The 18,086-nt window shown below is 61.0% G+C and carries 17 protein-coding genes; 13 read left to right on the top strand and 4 right to left on the bottom strand.

Annotated elements, in window-relative coordinates; genetic code table 11:
• Nucleotides 1–21: 21 nt before the first annotated feature.
• From ACQY8Q_RS03465 to ACQY8Q_RS03455, 3 genes are all read right to left on the bottom strand, one after another.
• A complete protein-coding gene (locus ACQY8Q_RS03465; RefSeq protein WP_428424673.1) occupies nucleotides 22–189 on the bottom strand; it encodes a hypothetical protein in 168 nt (55 codons plus the stop codon).
• Nucleotides 190–255: 66 nt separating this feature from the next.
• Nucleotides 256–405: a hypothetical protein gene (locus tag ACQY8Q_RS03460; RefSeq protein WP_428424671.1), complete on the bottom strand. Its 150-nt coding sequence runs from the start codon at nucleotides 403–405 to the stop codon at nucleotides 256–258.
• 245 nt (nucleotides 406–650) lie between these two features.
• The gene (locus ACQY8Q_RS03455) at nucleotides 651–797 is read right to left on the bottom strand and encodes a hypothetical protein (protein ID WP_428424669.1); all 147 of its coding nucleotides are present in this window, start codon (nucleotides 795–797) and stop codon (nucleotides 651–653) included.
• A gap of 382 nt (nucleotides 798–1,179) precedes the next feature.
• On the opposite strand from ACQY8Q_RS03455, the gene ACQY8Q_RS03450 reads away from it, so the two are divergent.
• The 13 genes from ACQY8Q_RS03450 (at nucleotide 1,180) to ACQY8Q_RS03390 (ending at nucleotide 16,972) form a co-directional block, all read left to right on the top strand.
• Nucleotides 1,180–2,226, top strand: coding sequence for a LacI family DNA-binding transcriptional regulator (locus ACQY8Q_RS03450; protein ID WP_428424667.1), 1,047 nt, complete (start codon nucleotides 1,180–1,182; stop codon nucleotides 2,224–2,226).
• A 3-nt stretch (nucleotides 2,227–2,229) separates the two neighbouring features.
• Nucleotides 2,230–3,207 carry an ABC transporter permease gene (locus tag ACQY8Q_RS03445; RefSeq protein ID WP_428424665.1) on the top strand — a complete coding sequence of 326 codons (978 nt, stop codon included), beginning with the start codon at nucleotides 2,230–2,232 and terminating at the stop codon, nucleotides 3,205–3,207.
• A complete protein-coding gene (locus tag ACQY8Q_RS03440; protein ID WP_428424663.1) occupies nucleotides 3,207–4,103 on the top strand; it encodes a carbohydrate ABC transporter permease in 897 nt (298 codons plus the stop codon). The genes ACQY8Q_RS03445 and ACQY8Q_RS03440 overlap by 1 nt, the downstream gene beginning before the upstream one ends.
• Nucleotides 4,104–4,151: 48 nt before the next feature.
• A complete protein-coding gene (locus ACQY8Q_RS03435) occupies nucleotides 4,152–5,576 on the top strand; it encodes an extracellular solute-binding protein (RefSeq protein WP_428424661.1) in 1,425 nt (474 codons plus the stop codon).
• The gene (locus ACQY8Q_RS03430) at nucleotides 5,563–6,747 is read left to right on the top strand and encodes an ADP-ribosylglycohydrolase family protein (RefSeq protein WP_428424659.1); all 1,185 of its coding nucleotides are present in this window, start codon (nucleotides 5,563–5,565) and stop codon (nucleotides 6,745–6,747) included. Before ACQY8Q_RS03435 ends, ACQY8Q_RS03430 begins: the two co-directional genes overlap by 14 nt.
• A gap of 18 nt (nucleotides 6,748–6,765) precedes the next feature.
• Nucleotides 6,766–8,874, top strand: coding sequence for an ADP-ribosylglycohydrolase family protein (locus tag ACQY8Q_RS03425; protein WP_428424657.1), 2,109 nt, complete (start codon nucleotides 6,766–6,768; stop codon nucleotides 8,872–8,874).
• Nucleotides 8,875–8,952: 78 nt separating this feature from the next.
• Nucleotides 8,953–10,008 carry an ABC transporter ATP-binding protein gene (locus tag ACQY8Q_RS03420; RefSeq protein ID WP_428424655.1) on the top strand — a complete coding sequence of 352 codons (1,056 nt, stop codon included), beginning with the start codon at nucleotides 8,953–8,955 and terminating at the stop codon, nucleotides 10,006–10,008.
• Nucleotides 10,005–11,222: a CaiB/BaiF CoA transferase family protein gene (locus tag ACQY8Q_RS03415; protein WP_428424653.1), complete on the top strand. Its 1,218-nt coding sequence runs from the start codon at nucleotides 10,005–10,007 to the stop codon at nucleotides 11,220–11,222. Before ACQY8Q_RS03420 ends, ACQY8Q_RS03415 begins: the two co-directional genes overlap by 4 nt.
• Nucleotides 11,219–12,079, top strand: coding sequence for an HpcH/HpaI aldolase/citrate lyase family protein (locus ACQY8Q_RS03410; RefSeq protein ID WP_428424651.1), 861 nt, complete (start codon nucleotides 11,219–11,221; stop codon nucleotides 12,077–12,079). The genes ACQY8Q_RS03415 and ACQY8Q_RS03410 overlap by 4 nt, the downstream gene beginning before the upstream one ends.
• 490 nt (nucleotides 12,080–12,569) lie before the next feature.
• A complete protein-coding gene (locus ACQY8Q_RS03405) occupies nucleotides 12,570–14,126 on the top strand; it encodes a D-aminopeptidase (protein ID WP_428424649.1) in 1,557 nt (518 codons plus the stop codon).
• Between the two features lie 131 nt (nucleotides 14,127–14,257).
• The gene (locus ACQY8Q_RS03400; RefSeq protein ID WP_428424647.1) at nucleotides 14,258–15,109 is read left to right on the top strand and encodes a D-amino-acid transaminase; all 852 of its coding nucleotides are present in this window, start codon (nucleotides 14,258–14,260) and stop codon (nucleotides 15,107–15,109) included.
• A gap of 28 nt (nucleotides 15,110–15,137) precedes the next feature.
• On the top strand, nucleotides 15,138–16,175 hold the full coding sequence (locus ACQY8Q_RS03395) for a P1 family peptidase (RefSeq protein WP_428424645.1): 1,038 nt from the start codon (nucleotides 15,138–15,140) through the stop codon (nucleotides 16,173–16,175).
• On the top strand, nucleotides 16,172–16,972 hold the full coding sequence (locus tag ACQY8Q_RS03390; RefSeq protein WP_428424643.1) for a M55 family metallopeptidase: 801 nt from the start codon (nucleotides 16,172–16,174) through the stop codon (nucleotides 16,970–16,972). The genes ACQY8Q_RS03395 and ACQY8Q_RS03390 overlap by 4 nt, the downstream gene beginning before the upstream one ends.
• On the opposite strand, the gene ACQY8Q_RS03385 is transcribed toward ACQY8Q_RS03390, so the two are convergent.
• A complete protein-coding gene (locus ACQY8Q_RS03385) occupies nucleotides 16,973–17,914 on the bottom strand; it encodes a LysR family transcriptional regulator (protein ID WP_428424641.1) in 942 nt (313 codons plus the stop codon).
• Between the last annotated feature and the right edge of the window lie 172 nt (nucleotides 17,915–18,086).

Raw genomic sequence — 18,086 nt, 5'->3', positions numbered from 1 at the left:
AGCCCAATAGGGCCAGCAGCCTCACTGGTCGAGCAGATTTTCGCGCCAGGACATCTCATCGAGCCTGTCCTGCTGCGTGGGGCTCATTTTCGAGTTGAACCGCCGTTGACTGAGAATACCGTAGGCTATTGCTATGCCACAGACTGTGATCGCTGCCACGAGTGCTATGATCCACGTTACGCTGGCCATTTGTCTCTCCTCCGAGTGGCAAAACGCGGCATGCGTGCTCAAAGTTCCAAAGAGCCGGAATACACCTCAACTATAGGGCTGTGTTTCACCGGTGGCCGTAGCAGGCGGCTCGATGGCACTGGTTGAAACAGGTCGATAGAACGCATTGTGTATGAGCAGCAGACCGGTCAGGAAGAACGCCGTGACCAAGAGCAGCAAAACATCTCGCGCGGTCATGGCTTGTCACCGTTATCGCCGATCGTTGCCGTCATGGATGAGATTGGGCCGCAGGTTCGAGGTACGCTCCGTGGGTAACAGGTTAGCGGCCCCAAAACACCGTTCTGCAGCCGTATCAGTCCAAAGGCCAAGCTACTGTCGTCCATCGCAGTTCTCCTCAGCGGCAGAACAGGTCGGATCGGCAAAAAGTTCCCTGGGGTTCACATCTGGGTCGATAATAGCGGCCAGCCGTCAAAAGCGGCCGATTATTTTGGTATAGAAGACGTGATTTCGCCGGACACGCCATCATTGATGGCCGGCGTGCCATAATGGGCCATCGCAACATTCAACGTGAACATTGCGACGATCGTGAATGCGATGACGGCGAGCGTAATTCCTTTGTCCGTTTTCATATGCCAATCCCTTCAAGAGCAACTGCAACGCTTTGAAAGCCGGGATGGGGCTATTGTGCGGCGCGGAAAGTGCTGTTCCACCAGTGACGCTCATCATGGTAAATGTGCGGTTAAAGAGACAGCGCTTAGAGCGAAAAAGAAAGAGATTTCGCTGCGATCCGGCAATCTCTTCGCTTTGCCGAGCCGTACCCGAGGTGTCTCGCCCGAGCCCGAGTGGGCGGGTCCGTCAACGCAGCCATTCACCTCGTGATCCTTGCTGCGACTAAGGCCGTCAATGCCGACGGCGGCAGTCTTGCTGTGTTTTCTAGAAATTGCCCCTTGTCCTTCGATGGAGCCTCGTGGTAACGTTCCCACGAAACCATGCTGAGGAGGGTGTGTTTGGATGCAGAGGCGGCGGCCGACCATTATTGATGTTGCGCAAAAGGCGGGTGTGTCGAAGAGCACGGCTGGTCGCGCATTGTCGGGTGCCTCCAATGTGACGGACGAGGCGCGCGAGCGCGTGCTGGATGCCGCAAGGGCCGTAGGCTACGAACGCAACGATCTTGCGGTCGGCATGCGGTCTGGACGGACCGGGCTGCTCGGTCTCGTCATTCCTGACATTACCAACCCGTTTTGGGCGGATGTTGCCCGTGGTGCGCAGGATCGCGCCGCAGAGAATGGCATGTCGCTCCTGGTGTTTTCCTCCGATTGGGATCACGGCCGCGAGGCCAGTCATCTGCGCGCGCTGCGGCAGGCGCGCGTCGATGGTGCGATCATCAATCCGGTCGCGGATAATTTTGACGATCTCGACCGGTTCGGGCTGCCTTTCGTGCTGATCGGCTCCAGCGCCGAGCGTTTTCCCGCCACCTCCAGCGTCGGCTCTGATATCGCCCAGGCGGTACGGATCGGCATGGATCACCTTGTTTCCAAGGGGCACCATGCGCCGGCACTCATCCTCGGACCCAAGTCGCGTATCGCGCGGGCGCGCTTCCTTCGGACGTTCCATGAGCATTGTGTCGAGCGGGATATCGACCCCGCAGCCCTGCCAATGGAAGATGGAGAATATACCGTCGAAGGCGGGCATGCGGCGATGAAGCGGCTGCTGGCGCGAGACCGCGCCGGGCATCTGGCGGTGTTTGCTGCCAACGACATGATGGCGCTCGGTGCCATGGTCGCCGTGCGCGAGGCAGGGCTGAGTTGCCCGGAGGATGTCTCGATCCTCGGGTTTGACGGTGTTCCGGCTGGTGCGTTTTCTTGGCCGGGACTGACCACCGTCGCCAAGCCCGGCCGCGAGATCGGGATGCGCGCGGTCGATTGCCTGTTTGACGAAATCGCCGGCCGTCCCGAACATGGCCGCGTTTTCATGCCGTGCCGGTTGATCGAGCGTGGCTCGCTGGCCGACCTGTCGTTACACCAGCCCAGGCGGACCGCCGCGGCGGGGAGGGGATAATTCATGACTGACCGCCGACACGCGTTGACTTCACCCAGAATTGGGAACGTTCCCATAAATACGATCCGCAGGAAGCCGGGACGGACGTCTGCATTCGCCGATGGCTGGCGCCGCTGGTGGCCGTATTACGTCATGATGGCACCGGGTATCCTGTTCTTTCTGGTGTTCCATTACCTGCCGATCTGGGAAACCCGCATCGCCTTCGAGCAGGTCCGTATCGTGCCGCCGAATGTCTGGGTCGGGCTCAAGCATTTCCAGGTGCTGTTCTCGTCTTCGGTGTTCTGGCAGGTGCTGGCCAACACGCTGATCATCTCGACCATGAAGATGGTATTCTTCCTGCCGGTCCCGATCGTCGTGGCGCTGTTGCTCAACGAGGTGCGCGGCGGCTCGCTGCGCAAGTTCATCCAGTCGGCGATCTACCTGCCGCATTTCCTCTCCTGGGTGGTCATCGCAGGCATCTTCATTGCCGCCTTGTCGCCGACGGATGGTGCGGTCAACAATCTGCTTGGCATGGCCGGCATTGCGCCGCGGTCCTTCATGACCGACACCGGCGCCATTCGCTGGGTGCTGGTATTCACGGAAATCTGGCGCTCGGCTGGATGGGACAGCCTGCTGTATCTGGCTGCGATCATTGCCATCGACCAGCAACTCTATGATGCGGCCGAGGTCGATGGTGCCAACCGCTGGCAGAAGATCTGGCACGTCACGCTGCCGGGCATCGTTCCGACGATTGCCACCCTGTTCATCCTCAATGCTGGGATGTTCCTCAATGCCGACCTCAATCAGGTCATCAACCTGTCCAACGACGTGGTGCGCAGCAAGATCGATATCGTCGATACCTATGTCTACCGGATCGGCCTGCAGACTGGCGAATACTCGTTGGCGACGGCGGCCGGCCTGTTCAAGGCGGTGCTCGGGACGATGATGATCGTCATCGCGCATTTCATCTCCAAACGCCTGACCGGAAAGGGAGTCTGGTAATGGCCCTGTCGCGCAAGACCCCGATCGAACGCATCGAATACGCGATCATCGTTTCAACACTGCTGCTGCTGGTCGTCGTGACCGTTCAGCCGATCCTCAACCTTCTGGCAGTCTCGCTGTCGGCGCCGGGCAAGGTACCGGGCATGAGCGGGCTGGCCATCCTGCCGGACGGTTTGTCGTTCGAGGTGTGGAGCGTCCTGCTGCAGCATCCCAATGTTCAGCGGGGCATCATCAACTCGATCTTCATTACCGGCGTCAGCACCCTGATCGGCGTTGTCGGCACGGCACTGATGGCCTGGGGGCTTTCGCGGCCGAACCTGCCGGGGCGCAAGGCATTGTTCATCCTGGTGCTCGTCACCATCGTCTTCGAGCCCGGCATCATTCCGGATTACTTCGTCAACAAGCGGCTTGGGCTGCTCGACAGCTACTGGTCGGTGATCCTCTTCAAGGCGGTCAACGCCTGGTATCTGATCATCCTCATCCGGTTTTTCGAAGAAATCCCGAAGGAGCTTCTGGAAGCGGCGGAGCTCGACGGTGCCAATCCCTTCCAGGTTTTCTGGCACCTGGTACTCCCGCTCGCCAAGCCGGCGCTGGCAACGATCTCGCTGTTCTATCTGGTCTTCCACTGGAACGAGTTCTTCCGGGCGATGATCTATCTCAACGACCAGGGGAAATGGCCGCTGCAGGTGGTGCTGCGCCAGTTCGTCATCGATGGCGACAAGGTCGCGATCGTTGGCGCAGACAGCGCCAACAACAATACCGGTGCGGGCCAGCTCAACCTGCGGGCGCTCAAGGCTGGCATGATCCTTTTGACCATCGCTCCGATCCTGGCGATCTACCCGCTGATCCTGAAATTCTTCACCAAAGGCACCATGAGCGGCGCGCTCAAGGGCTGATCGTGACGACGCAATAACCAAAAAAGCAAATCTAACGGAGGAGACGAAATGCTTAGAAAATTGGTCCTGACGACCTCGACCGCCCTGGCGCTGTGCCTTGGCATCACCGTGCCTGCCATGGCCGAACCGATCAAGATCCGGATCGTGTCCAAGGATTTCGGCCCGACCAATCCGGACGATGTCAAGCACATCAAGCGCATTGAGGAAGCGCTGAAGGCGCAGGGCACCGATCTGGACATCGAACTCGTCGACCTGCCGTCGTCTGGTTATGCCGACAAGCTTTCAGTCATGCTGTTGTCGGGCGATATCCCGGACCTGATCTATTTCCAGGGTGGCGATGCCAAGATGGTCGAGCAGGGCGTGCTTGAAGATCTGGGGCCGATGATCGCCGGGACGACCTATCTCAAGGATGCGTTTTGGCCGCACAATGTCGAGCGCCTGAAAAACTACCCATACCTTCTTTACGTCTATCCGGTTCGTGGCCCGCAGCCGGTGATCCGCAAGGATTGGCTGGAAAAGACCGGCCTCAAGGCGCCTGAAACCGTCGAAGACTACGTGACGCTGTTCAAGGCGATCAAGGACGGCGATCTCGACGGCAACGGCGTCGCCGATACCTACGGCGTGACCACGGCTGACAACACCAACGAGCTGGATTCGATTTTCAACCAGGCATTCGGGATCACCGGCACCTGGATGAAGAACGCGGCCGGGGAATGGGTCAGCGCCCGGATCACCAGCCAGGAGAAGGACAAGATAGCCTTCTATGCCTCGCTGCGCGAACAGGGGCTCTATGATCCGGAATACATCACCACCAAGTTCGATGTGAAGGAAGACAAGTTCTACACCGGCAAGGCCGGCGTGATCTTCGGTTCCTCCGGTGAAGTCATCGATATCTACGGCGGCAAGATGCGGCAGGTTCATCCGGGCACCGAACTCGTTCTGCTGGCACCGCCGAAGGGACCGGGCGGCCAGGGTCTGTCTGCCGTCGACGTCTCCAAGGAATCGCGTGGCTTTGCCATCTCGACGACCTCAGAACACAAGGCCGAAGTGATGAAGCTTCTGGACTTCATGGCAAGCCCAGAGGGTCAGATGTTCGACCGGCTGGGCTTTGAAGGCCAGGAATTCACCAAGGAGGGCGACACCTACAAGGTGACCGACAAGATCGCCACCTGGTATGCGCGCTTTATGGTAGCGGCAAACTGGACGCCGTCGGTGGTCTGGCAATCGGAGGCCGCCCAGCAGTCGCTGGCGACGATCCAGAAGGATTTTAAGCCGGACAACACATTCGTATGGCCTGCCGATTATGCCGCCGACCTCGATGCCACCGAAAACGTCTACCGCTCCTGGGTCTTCAAGTTCATCTCCGGCGCGGCGACAATGGATCAGTGGGATCAATATGTTGCCGAATGGGAAGCCGCCGGCGGCACACGTCTCAACGAGTATGCAAGGACTGTTCTCGATGCAAAAAAATAGTGCTTCCGGGCTCTCTCTCAAGGGGAGAGTCCGCGCGCTCATCCATGGCGTCGCGTTAGGCGACGCCATGGGGGCTCCGGTCGAAAAACTGCCGGTGGCCGATATCGCGGCGCGGTATGGGCGGGTTTCGTCGCTCGACACGCAATGGCACAAGATGTCGCTCGACGACACGGCGCGCAACGGCAGGGTGCGCGGCAACGGCATCGTCACCGACGATACGCTGATGACACTTTGCCTGATGGATATCTATGCCGAGGTCGGCAGGCATCTGGACGCCTGGGACATGGCCGATGGCATGGTGCGCCAGATCGCCTGGATCCCGCGCTACGTGCCGGAACTGCAGCGTGAGGCGATGCTGATCGAGCGGCTGTTCTATCCGGAAAAATGGATTTTCCAGCGTCACCAGCTGACCTCCTGCGATCCCCGGCAGGGCGGCATCGGCAATATGGTGAACTGCGGCGCAGCCATGTACGTGGCGCCGATCGGAGTGGTCAATGCCTGCGATCCGAAGGCAGCCTATGATGAGGCGATCGCCTTTGCCTCTGGTCACCAGGAAAGCTATGGCCTCGAAGCGGCAGGCGTGTTTGCGGCTGCAGTCGCGGCGGCCTTCGTTCCAGGTACGACGATCGAGGCGGTGGTCGAAACGGTGCTGGCGCTGGCAAAGGACGGCACCCGCAACGCTATCGCCGATATCGCGCAGAGTGCCCGTCAGCTCAAGGCACAGGGTGCGGACCATTCAACCGTTGTTGCCGAGTTCCACCGGATCATCGCGCCCTATTCCCCAATGGGCGACGACGTCAACCACACGCCCGCCAAGGCTGGCCGGTTGACCGGTGCCTATCAGCCAAACCGCCTGGGTTCGATCGAGGAGCTGCCGCTGGCGCTGGGCTTCTGCCTCGTCAATGACGGCGATTTCCGCCGATCGATCGAAGACGGGATCAATTCCGGCCGCGATACAGACTCGATCGGCGTGATGGCCGGCGCCATCCTCGGCGCCATGCATGGCGAAGAGGTTATCGGCAAGGCCGATTGCCAATTGCTCGACGCGGCAAACCGGCTCGACCTCATCGCATCGGCCGATGCGTTTACCGAAACCGTCAAAGCCATCCTCGCAGCCGACCAGGCTGCTGCCAACAGCCGCGCCGTAAGCCGCGCTGCTCTCCTGAATTAGAACTGCAAAGAAAGACGCATGATGTCAAAGCTGACCAAAGAGATGATTTACGAGAAGATCTATGCCGGGTTTATCGGCAAGGCGATTGGCGTTCGTCTCGGCGCGCCGGTCGAACCGACGATCTGGAGCTATGAACGCATCCAGAAGACCTACGGCGAAGTCACCCAATATCTGCGCGACTTCAAGAATTTCGCTGCCGATGATGATACCAACGGTCCGGTCTACTTCATCCGCGCCTTGCGCGACTACGGCCTGAAGGCCAGTGCTGCCGATGTCGGCCGTACCTGGGTAAACTATGCAGCCGAGGAACATGGCATGTACTGGTGGGGCGGCTTCGGCGTATCCACCGAACATACGGCCTATCGCAACCTGCGTGCCGGGATCCCCGCACCGCAGTCCGGCTCGATCGCCCAGAACGGCGCATCGGTCGCCGAGCAGATCGGCGGACAGATCTTCATCGACAGCTGGGGCTGGGTGCATCCGGGCGAGCCGCAGAAAGCTGCCGACGCCTCCGCTCGTGCCGCAAGCGTCGCCCATGACGGCGAGGGTTTGAATGGCGCTCGCTTCTGCGCTGCCGCGATTGCGGCGGCGTTTGAAGCAACGTCGATCGCTGATATCGTCGCCACTGCCATGGCGACGATATCAGCAAAATCCACCTATGCCCGCGTCGCCCAGGCGGTGATCGACTTCCACAAGGCCCATCCCGGCAACTGGCGCGCCTGCCGCGACATGCTGGCGGCCGAATGGGGCTATGACCGCTATCCCGGCGTCTGCCACATCATCCCGAATGCGGGCGTCACCGTGATGGCAATCCTGTACGGCGAGGGCGATCTGCCGCGCACCGCCGAGATCGCCACGATGGCCGGCTGGGATACCGACTGCAATGCCGGCAATGCCGGTGCCATCGTCGGCACGTTCCAGGGCGTGCAGCCGGGTTGGGATCGATACCGGACGCCGATCAACGATTTCGTCATCGCATCCGGCGTCGTCGGCTCGATCAACATCGTCGATATTCCGTCGTTTGCGCGCGAACTGACGGTGCTGGCGCTGCAGCTGCGCGGCGATGAGGTTCCGGCCCTCTGGCTTGAAGACTTCACCCGCCGTGGCGTCCGCTTCGACTTCGATCTGCCCGGCTCCACCCATGCCTTCCGCACCGCGGGCTTCAACCAGATCAGCGTCAAGGCGTCGACAGAAAGACATGTCGAAGGTTCGCGCGGCTCGCTGGAAATCCAGCTCGACCGGCTCGAGCGCGGGCATGGCGGCCGCATCTTCTGGAAACCGTTCTATCGCCGCGAGGATTTTGACGATGAGCGTTATCGTCCGATGTTCACGCCGCTGGTCGATGCGGGGCAGAACGTCTCGTTCAAGCTGCTGCTCGATCCATGGAACGGCGACGGCAACCTGCGCGTCGTTCCTTATGTTCGCCGCGCCATGTCCGGAACGATCGAGGAAATCGGCGGCTGGCATGTGCCGGATCATCAGGGCTGGCAGGACTATGCGTTCACCGTCCCGGACGGTCTGGAAGCCATCGATGAAATCGGCATCCAGGTGGAATATTTCGGCCGTCTGAAATTCCTTGGACGCCTGTTCCTTGCCGATTTCAAGGTCGAGGGTGCCGGGCACACGGTGATCGACCCGAAAACCGAAGTGCAGGAATGGGGGGCGATTTCGCGCTTCACCTGGAACCGTGGCCACTGGACCCTGCAGAATGGCCGCATCCACGCCCATACGGCCAGCGATGCCGACATCTGGACGGGGCACTATTATGCCCGCGCCATTACCATTCTGGCCGATATCCAGCCGCTGGCAGGGACATCACATCTGGTCACCGCCCGCGTTCAGGGCACCAGCCAGTTCTATGCCGCCGGGTTCGATGGCGATGATGTGGTGATCCTGAAGGAAGATTTCGGCACCACGGTTCTGGCTCGGGCGCCATTCAAGCGTGAATTCGGCCGCAACTATGCGTTCGCGTTCTCGGTCCAAGGCGATGCCTTGTCGTTCACGGTAGATGGCAAGACGCTGATCGAGGCAAAAGACGATCGGTACATCTATGGCATGGCTGGCCTTCGTCTTGGTGCGCTGGGGCGCATGAGCGTGGGCACGGTCGAGATCGTCGAAGCCGTCTGAGTAAGCCGTGCCCGCCCTTCTCAACACTGAGAAGAGCGGGCGATGGCAACCTTGGCGGATCAACTGGGAGGAACATGCATGTCTGAGATCGAACTCAGGAACGTCGGCAAGAGTTACGGCAGCCTGTCTGTGCTGAACGATATCTCGCTGGACATGAGCAGCGGCGAGTTCGTGGTGCTGGTTGGCCCGTCGGGCTGCGGCAAGTCCACGCTGTTACGGATGATTGCCGGGCTGGAGGATATCAGCGCCGGCGAGATCACCATCGGCGGCAAGATCGTCAACGACATGCCGGCAAAGGAACGCGACCTTGCAATGGTGTTCCAGAGTTATGCGCTCTACCCGCATATGAAGGTCGCCGACAATATGAGTTTTGCGCTCAAACTTGCTGGCGTCTCCAAGGCGGAGATCAGCCGGCGCGTCAACGACGCTGCCGAAATCCTCGGCCTTGAGCATCTTCTTAGCCGTCTGCCGCGCGAGCTTTCCGGTGGACAGCGCCAGCGCGTTGCCATGGGGCGTGCCATCGTGCGTGATCCGCGCGCCTTTCTATTCGACGAGCCGCTGTCCAATCTCGACGCCAAGCTGCGCGTCAAGATGCGTGGCGAGATCAAGAAGCTGCACCAGCGTCTCGGCAAGACGACGATCTACGTCACCCACGACCAGACCGAAGCCATGACCATGGCTGACACGATCGTCGTGCTGAACGGCGGCAAGATTGAGCAGATGGGGCCGCCGCTGGAGCTCTATAAAAATCCGTGCAACCTTTTCGTTGCCGGGTTCATCGGTTCGCCGGAAATCAACCTTCTGAAAGGCGAGATCGACGGCGCGATGCTGCGGCTTGCCGATGGCACCGCGCTGCCGCTGCCGCCCGGCCTTAATCTGGCTCAGGGGCGTAGAGTTACCTACGGCATCCGCCCGCAGCATATCCGCCTCAGCGACGACGGCATCGGCGCCGAGATCGCACTGGTCGAGCCAACCGGCGATACGCAGGAAGTCACGCTCCGGCTGGCTGCGGCCGACATCACCATGGTGCTGGGCGACGACCCGCCGCTGTTGCCGGGTGCGCAAGTCAAGATCGGCATCGACCCCGGCAATGTACTCCTGTTCGATGAAGCGTCCGGCGAACGCATCCAATGACCGGTTATTCGCGCAAGCATTGGGATCCAACTGCTGAAGGCCCGCTGGAAGGTATCAAGGTGCTCGATCTTTCGAGGCTTGTGGCCGGGAACATGCTGTCGCTGCAACTCGCCGATTTCGGTGCCGATGTCGTCAAGATCGAGCCTCCGGTCGGCGATCCCCTGCGCGAGTGGAAGGAAGAGGGCCTGTCACTGTTCTGGAAGACCTATGGCCGCAACAAGCGCTCCGTGGTGCTCAACCTGCGCGAAACGGCGGATCGCGAGGCGTTCTGGACGCTGATCGACGGTGCCGATGTGCTGATCGAAAACTATCGGCCTGGGACGCTGGAACAGATGGGCTTTGGTCCGGACGCACTGCTCGCGCGCAATCCCGATCTCGTCGTCGTTCGCATCTCAGGCTTCGGCCAGACAGGTCCTTATGCCGAATTTCCGGGCTTCGGCACCATCGTCGAAGGCATGAGCGGCTATGCGTATCGCACCGGCTTTCCAGACCGCGAACCGGTTCTGCCACCGCTGGCGCTTGCGGATATGATCGCCGGCATCTACGGCATGTCGGCTACCGTCACGGCACTGTTCGCCCGGCAGCAGGGCAAAGCACGCGGCCAGGTAATCGATCTGTCGCTGCTGGAACCGATCTTTTCCGTGCTCGGCCCCGAGGCGGGCATTTACGCATTGACCGGCAAGGTCAAGGAACGCACCGGCAGCGCCTCCAACACCGCATGCCCGCGCAATGTTTATCGCTGCGCCGATGGTCAATATGTGGCGCTTTCCGGCTCGACGCCGGCTGTTGCCCGGCGCATTTTCGAGATTATCGGCCGCGCGGACATGAATGAAGATCCACGCTTCTCCACCAATAGCGAACGGCTGAAACATCGGGATCTGGTCGACGAAGCCATCGGCGCCTGGTTTTCAGTTCGGTCGCACGACGAAGCACTGGCGATCATGCGCGACAGCGGCGCGACTGTCGGCCCGATCTACAGTATCGCCGATGCAGCCGTCGATACGCATTTTACCGAGCGTGAGGTGATCGTTTCGCTGGACGACGAGGACCACGGCGTGCTGCCGATGCACAACATCGTCCCGCGCATGTCGGCGACCCCCGGAGGTTTCCGGCGCCCGGCTCCGGCACTTGGCGAACACACGACGGAAGTGCTGGCGGAAGCAGGCGTTTCCCCTGAAGCCATAGCTGCAATCCTTGCTGGAACTGCCCAATGACATTGCGCTCGCTGCTTTACGTCCCGGCCCATCTCGACCGGTTTATCGATAAAGCGCATCAGCGCGGCGCCGATGCGATCATCCTCGACCTCGAAGATTCTGTCCCTGCGGCAAGCAAGCCCAGCGCCCGCGAAGCGCTGGCCGAATCCGTCCGCAAAGCTGGGCAATCGGGCGCAGCGATTTTCGTGCGGATCAATTCCGAACCCGATCTGCAGTTCGATGATGCGGCGGCAGCTTGCAGGGCCGGAGCCTACGGGCTTGTTGTTCCAAAAGTGAAAACCGTTGAGGGCCTTGCCCGGATCGCTGCCCATCTTGCACCGCTGGAACATGAAGCGGGCCGCGAGCCGATGCCATTTATCGGCCTCATCGAAGATCCGGGTGCGGTGTTTGACGCGCGGACGGTGGCAGCGCATCCCCGTGTGCTTGGGCTGGCACTTGGCAGTGAGGATTTTGCCATGCTGATGGGCGCCGAGCCGAGCCCGGATGTTCTGCGGCTGCCCAAACTCCTGGTCCATATGGCGGCCAAGGCGCATGGCAAACTCTCCTTCGGCCTTCTCCGCAGCATCGCAGATTACACCGATAGCGGCGCCATGAAGACGGCAATCACTGAAGCCAAGTCCTTCGGATTCGACGGCGCAACCTGCATCCACCCGTCCGCCATTATGTTTCTGAACGCGGGCTTTTCGCCCACCGAGGCGGAATGCGATTGGGCAAGGCGCGTGCTGGCCGAAGCGAATAATGCAGCGGCAGAAAACCGTGGTGCCTTTGCCTTCGAAGGCAAAATGGTCGATGCACCGGTTCTGTCGCGCGCCCGTGCGATTTTGGCTAAGGCTGGGCGAGACGGCGATCACGGCTGAAAAAGATGCCTTGATACTCTCATCCCCACTTTTCGAATAATGCCGCTCGATTCCCCCCTTCGACTCAGGTTAGCGATCAGCGCCGAACTTGCCTGATTGAGGCCGACGACACCCACGGGGATGCCATGCAGCTTGAACCGCTAGGACCACCCTACCGAGTGCTGCGACTGCGGTGATGCCCCACAAGTAGGCTTCCGTCACATCGATCAGAACCGTTACGCCGAGTGCTATTGAAACCGAACACGGCCACGAAAGCAGCCGCCGCCATGACGGCACGCGACATCTTGGAATCAAACACGGCCGGGCACAGGGACGGCCAGCCAAGCGTATCGATCGACACGCGGAAGCGGAGACCGGATAAAGCAATCTCGGCGCTATCGAAGCGGGATGCACTCAGTTGCGATAGCATCGACCTTGCACCAGTATCCCGGCGTTCGAATCAAGGCGAGTCCAATTGGGTCGCCTCGTGGCAGATGAAAGTTAGGTAGGCATGGTCAACGGCAAGCAACTCCAAGCGGAATTGGATATGGTTCCTGTTCAGTTTCAGGGGCCGGGTGGGGTGGTCGGTGTCGTCAGCGAAGGCCGTATCATCGCCTGCCGTATCTGGGGATTTTCCAACCTCGATACGCAGCGTCAGATGACCGCTGGGACACGGCTGCCTATTTGCTCGATCTCGAAGCAGTTTACCTGCGCCGCCATGTTGGCGGCTTGCGGGCCGCCGGAGCGTCTGGATGCACGGCTTGCGGCACATCTGCCGAATTTCGAAGGGCCGTTGCCGCGCGTGCGCGACCTTTGCAACAACCAGTCCGGCCTGCGCGACTATTGGGCGTTGACCGTGTTGCACGGTGCAAAGGCTGAGCAAACATTCTCCCGGGCGGATGCGGTGTCGGTCCTCGCGCCCACCCGCACCGGCCATTTCGCGCCGGGCACCCGTTATTCCTACAGCAACGGGAATTTCCGGCTGATCGCCGATCTGACAGAAGAGGTTTCGGGGGAGACCCTCGAAACGCTTTATGCACGGCATGTCTGGCAACCGGCGGGGATGGCGGGGGTTACGCTGACAGCCGATACCCGCCAGCCGGAAGATGGTGTGATCGGCTATGAGGGAAATGATGACACAGGCTATCTGCCGGCGGAAAACGGCATCTATTGGCGGGGAGACGCCGGTATTTCCGCCTCCCTGGACGACATGCTAGCCTATGAATGCTGGATCGATGCCACGCGCGGGGACCCCGGAAGCCTCTATCAACAGATCGCCGAGCCTCAAAGCTTCCGAGATGGCACAGCTGCCGCCTACGGTTTTGGCCTGAAGCATTCGCAGGTCGGTGATTTTGCTTTTACCGGCCACGGCGGCGCCTTGCGCGGTTTCCGGGCCTACCGGATTTGCTCGACGCAAGCGCGGCTTTCTGTCGTGGTCATGTTCAACCACCACGGCGATGCGCATGCAGCGGCCCACCGGGTGCTGCGTGCCGCGCTCGGCCTGCCGCATCCTTTATCGCAGCCGCTTCGCAAACGCTATGCAGGACAATGGATCAGTCGCGAGACCGGCCTGCTTGCGCGACTTGAACCGGGATACGACACAGTGAACCTCCGCTTCGGTACGTCGGTCGAGGCCCTGTCGGAAACGCCGGAAGGAAACCTTGCCTCCATGGACGTTACTGTTGACCTAGAGGGTACGGATCTCCTGATGCAGCGCCCGCAGGAGAACTTTGCCGAGAGGCTGATGCCGGTACCCGTCGTGACATCGGTTCTGGATACGGCGATTGCAGCGCGCTATCGCTCGACGGAACTCGAGGCCGATGTCGTTATCGAATGCCGGGACGGCGCCGCTTATCTGACGCCAGAAGGCTTTTTGGGTATCGGACGGCCTGAAATCATCAAGCTTGTGGGGCCAGATCTCTGGATCATTGTGACGCGCCGCTCCATGGACGCGCCCGCGCCAGGAGATTGGACGTTGCAAGTCATCCGCGATGACGAGGGCCATATCGCCGGGCTGACGCTTGGCTGCTGGCTGGCACGGGCGATCAGCTACGCCCGCTGTGCTTGATGGCGCCAACCTGTTGAAACATAAAGCCCTAGGCCAATTTTGCATGAGATGCTGCCCAAATTGAATTGGTCAGCCACCGCAAATCGCTTCTATATTCTGCACCAAGATTACTGACGCAGCAAGAGGAACAGATGGGCAGGATCGTCTATGTGCACGGTCAATTCGTACCGGAGGAAGAGGCCCGCATCGGGCTTTTCGATCGCGGCTTCCTGTTCGGCGATGCCGTTTACGAGGTGACGGCGGTGATCGGCGGGCGGATGATCGATAACGATCTGCATCTCGACCGTCTGGAACGTTCGCTGAAGGAGCTCGCTATTCCGCTGGCTTTCTCCCGTGCGGAAATTGCCAATGTCCAGGCGGAACTGATTGCGCGCAACGTCTTGCAGGATGGCACTGTCTATCTGCAGGTCTCGCGCGGTGAGGCGGATCGCGATTTTTTCTATTCCGATGCGCTGGCGCCGTGCCTTGTCGGCTTTACGCAGGCGAAAACGTTGACCGGGACGAAGGCGCAGCAACACGGCATTGCCGTCGATCTGGTCGCTGATCCGCGCTGGCAACGGCGGGACATCAAGACGACGATGCTGCTTGGTCAGGTCATGGCGAAGCAGGCGGCGCGTGGCCGCAGTTTCGACGATGTCTGGATGGTGGAGGATGGATTTGTGACGGAAGGGGCCTCATCAACGGCTCATGTTATCACCGCCGACGGGCGCATTCTGACCCGCGCCGCGTCGCAGGCGACATTGCCAGGCTGTACACAGCGTGCCCTTGCACGGCTCTGTGCCACAGAGGGACTGCAGATCGAGGAGCGCACCTTCACGCCCGAAGAGGCGCAAGGTTCTGCGGAAGCCTTCCAGACTTCTGCCTCAAGCCTGGTCATGCCGGTCGTGCGCATTGGCGACCGGGTGATTGGCAACGGCGAACCCGGTCCGATGACCCGAAAACTCCAGGCTCTTTATCTGGAAGCAACCGCCGTTCCGGTCTAGAAGCGGCGTGGATGGCAGGAGGGTTGACATGAAGACGGCACGCGAACTGGGACTGATCCCGCAGGGGAGATTGGAGCCGGGGCCGGGCAATGCCATTACCGACGTCGCCGGCGTTTCGGTTGGTCATCGCTCCTTGCGCGGCGAGGGGATTTTCACGGGCGTGACAGCCATCCTGCCCCACACGGGCGACATTTTCCGCGTCAAGCCACGCGCGGCGGTCGAGGTCATCAACGGTTTTGGCAAATCGGCCGGCCTGATGCAGGTTGCCGAACTCGGCACGATCGAGACACCAATCCTGCTCACCAACACGTTCGGCGTCGCCGCCTGCACAGAAGCGCTGATCCGCCGCGCCATCGCCGCCAATCCGGCCATCGGACGGAAAACCTCGACGGTCAACGCGCTGGTCTGCGAATGCAATGACGGCAGCATCAATGATATCCAGGCGATGGCGGTAACATCCGCCGATGCAGACGCGGCGATCGAGGCTGCCAGCACGGGGGCAGTGGAACAGGGCGCCGCCGGTGCTGGTTCGGGCATGACCGCCTTCGGGTTCAAGGCCGGTATCGGTACGGCCTCGCGGCTGATGCGGATCGGCAAGCGCGATTTCACGCTCGGCACGCTGGTGCTCGCCAATTTCGGCGCAGCGGGTGATCTCGTCCTGCCAGACGGCCGCCGTCCCGATCCGCGTGCGCCGGCCAATCCAGAGCGTGGCTCGGTCATCATCGTGATGGCAACAGACCTGCCGCTTTCCGATCGACAGTTGCAACGGGTCGCGCGGCGCGGCGGTGCAGGTCTTGCGCGGCTCGGCGCCTTCTGGGGGCATGGCAGCGGTGATGTCGTCCTCTGCTTCACCACCGCCGATCCGGTCGAGCATGCCCCCTCAACACCGTTCGCCACGCAGGAGCGGCTTGCCGATGATCATATCGACATCGCGTTCCGCGCCGCCGCCGAGACAACGCAGGAGGCCGTATTGAACGCGCTCTGCATGGCTCCCGCCATTCCGGCCCGCAACGGCCGGGTTTATCCCGCTCTTGCCGACTGGTTGAAGGAGAACCCCACACCATGAAAGTCTTTATTTCCGCCGATATCGAAGGAACTGCCGGCATTGCCCATTGGGACGAGGCGGAACGCACGCATCCGGACTGGGCCGAATTCCGGACCTTGATGACCGCGGAAGTGGTTGCGGCCTGCGAAGGCGCGCGTGCTGCCGGTGCGACGGAAGTTGTCATCAAGGACGCCCATGACAGCGGCCGCAATCTCATCCTAGACCGGTTGCCTGATTATGCACGGATCGTGCGCGGCTGGTCCGGCCATCCGGACTCCATGATGTTCGGGCTCGACGAGAGCTTTGCTGCAGCCGTCTATACCGGCTACCACTCCGAGGCAGGCAGCGAGGCCAATCCGCTCGCCCATACGTCCAACATGCGTATTTCGCGGCTGCTGCTCAATGGCGAGGTGGCGTCCGAGTTCACTGTGAATACGCTGTGCGCGGCCGGCTACGGCGTGCCTTCCGTCTTTCTTGCTGGCGATGAAGGCATCTGTGCGGAGGCACGCGCCATGGTGCCGGGGCTTGCGGCCGTGGGCACGCTGGACGGGCGGGGGCGCGCCTCGACGTCCATCTCGCCAGCCTGGTCGCGGCGCATGATCCGCGAAGGTGTGGCCTTGGCGCTCTCCGGTGATTTTGCCCAGGCGTTACCCGTAAAGGCAGAGCATTACGAGGTGGTGATCGAATTCAACAATCCGACCGACGCCTATCGGGCCGCCTGGTATCCCGGCGCTCGCGCACACGGACCTCGTGCCGTCGCCTTCGAACACAAGGATTTTGCCGAAATCCTGCGGGCGCTGCTCTTCATCAAGGTCTGATCAGGCCGGGGCGTGCTCCAAAAGTTGCCCCGCCGTGTGCCAGAGTTCTTCGACCTTCCTGTTGCGGCTCGCGGCATGGCGGTAGAGCCGGATTTCGAGGTCGAGGTTCCAGCCATCGTCCACTGATGCGGGCACCAGGCGGCCCGCTTCCATTTCGTCGCGCGCCAGGCTTTCCGGCAGCCAGCACACGCCCGCGCCCGTTACGGCCATATTCATTTGTCCTGCACTGATTGTGTTTTCGTGTGTCGTGCGGCGCCGGAAGGGCGGGCGGCGTAGCCATAGGCGCGACAGGGCAACACCGAAGAAGGAATTGAAACCATAGCTGAGACACGGGATGGCCAGCCGCGGCTGCGCGACAGCGCGGTCGATGAGGTTGCGGCCCGGCTGTGGATTGCCTGACAGCACGATCTCGGGCGACACCAGCGGGATCAGTCGATCATGGGCAACGGTAAGCGAAGCAAACTGACCGCGGTCGAGGTGAAACGGCACTTCCGGATGGGCATAGGTCAGGAAGAAATCCGCCTCGTCGTTGACGAGCGCGTCGAGGTTGGCCTCGATGCCGCCGCGGTCAGGAATGAGCGAGGTGCTGAACGCACTGCCCGCGTCTTCCAGCGCCTTCACCCAGCCCGGAAAGAAGGTGACAGTCAGCGTATGCAGCGCGGCAAAGCGGATGAGGCCTGGTTCGTGTGACGGGCGCAACGTCTCACGCGCCGCATAGAAGGTGCGGATTGCTTCCTGTGCGACCGGAAGGAAATTACGGCCTGCTGGCGTGAGTTCGGCCGGCATGGTGGCGCGGCTGATCAGCGTTGCGCCCAGCCAGCTTTCCAGCTGCTTGATCCTCCGGCTAAAGGCCGGCTGCGTGACATTGCGAAACTCCGCAGCCCGCGAAAAGCTGGACGTATCGGCAAGCGTCACGAAATCCTCCAGCCACTTGATCTCCATACCCTGCTCCCCCGATCCTGTTTGCCCGAGAAAACGATCATAAGTCATTCAATCAAAATGGGTATGCCAATTTCGCATGGGGTGGTGCCAAAAGCGAATTGGCCAAGCCAGCCACAACCTTTCACCTTACGTCTGGAGGAAATAGGCACCGGTTCGCCCGGTGCCCACAGGG

This window comes from Pararhizobium sp. (assembly GCF_965279435.1).
Taxonomy (GTDB): Bacteria; Pseudomonadota; Alphaproteobacteria; order Rhizobiales; family Rhizobiaceae; genus Pararhizobium.
Note: the sequence above shows the minus strand (reverse complement) of the source record. Positions and strands in the feature narration are given on the sequence as shown.

Bases quoted from the DNA above. Each gene is read 5' to 3' on its own strand.
- ACQY8Q_RS03465 (WP_428424673.1), bottom strand. From the start codon at position 189: ATGGCCAGCGTAACGTGGATCATAGCACTCGTGGCAGCGATCACAGTC.
- ACQY8Q_RS03460 (WP_428424671.1), bottom strand. From the start codon at position 405: ATGACCGCGCGAGATGTTTTGCTGCTCTTGGTCACGGCGTTCTTCCTG.
- ACQY8Q_RS03455 (WP_428424669.1), bottom strand. From the start codon at position 797: ATGAAAACGGACAAAGGAATTACGCTCGCCGTCATCGCATTCACGATC.
- ACQY8Q_RS03450 (WP_428424667.1), top strand. From the start codon at position 1,180: ATGCAGAGGCGGCGGCCGACCATTATTGATGTTGCGCAAAAGGCGGGT.
- ACQY8Q_RS03445 (WP_428424665.1), top strand. From the start codon at position 2,230: ATGACTGACCGCCGACACGCGTTGACTTCACCCAGAATTGGGAACGTT.
- ACQY8Q_RS03440 (WP_428424663.1), top strand. From the start codon at position 3,207: ATGGCCCTGTCGCGCAAGACCCCGATCGAACGCATCGAATACGCGATC.
- ACQY8Q_RS03435 (WP_428424661.1), top strand. From the start codon at position 4,152: ATGCTTAGAAAATTGGTCCTGACGACCTCGACCGCCCTGGCGCTGTGC.
- ACQY8Q_RS03430 (WP_428424659.1), top strand. From the start codon at position 5,563: ATGCAAAAAAATAGTGCTTCCGGGCTCTCTCTCAAGGGGAGAGTCCGC.
- ACQY8Q_RS03425 (WP_428424657.1), top strand. From the start codon at position 6,766: ATGATGTCAAAGCTGACCAAAGAGATGATTTACGAGAAGATCTATGCC.
- ACQY8Q_RS03420 (WP_428424655.1), top strand. From the start codon at position 8,953: ATGTCTGAGATCGAACTCAGGAACGTCGGCAAGAGTTACGGCAGCCTG.
- ACQY8Q_RS03415 (WP_428424653.1), top strand. From the start codon at position 10,005: ATGACCGGTTATTCGCGCAAGCATTGGGATCCAACTGCTGAAGGCCCG.
- ACQY8Q_RS03410 (WP_428424651.1), top strand. From the start codon at position 11,219: ATGACATTGCGCTCGCTGCTTTACGTCCCGGCCCATCTCGACCGGTTT.
- ACQY8Q_RS03405 (WP_428424649.1), top strand. From the start codon at position 12,570: ATGGTCAACGGCAAGCAACTCCAAGCGGAATTGGATATGGTTCCTGTT.
- ACQY8Q_RS03400 (WP_428424647.1), top strand. From the start codon at position 14,258: ATGGGCAGGATCGTCTATGTGCACGGTCAATTCGTACCGGAGGAAGAG.
- ACQY8Q_RS03395 (WP_428424645.1), top strand. From the start codon at position 15,138: ATGAAGACGGCACGCGAACTGGGACTGATCCCGCAGGGGAGATTGGAG.
- ACQY8Q_RS03390 (WP_428424643.1), top strand. From the start codon at position 16,172: ATGAAAGTCTTTATTTCCGCCGATATCGAAGGAACTGCCGGCATTGCC.
- ACQY8Q_RS03385 (WP_428424641.1), bottom strand. From the start codon at position 17,914: ATGGAGATCAAGTGGCTGGAGGATTTCGTGACGCTTGCCGATACGTCC.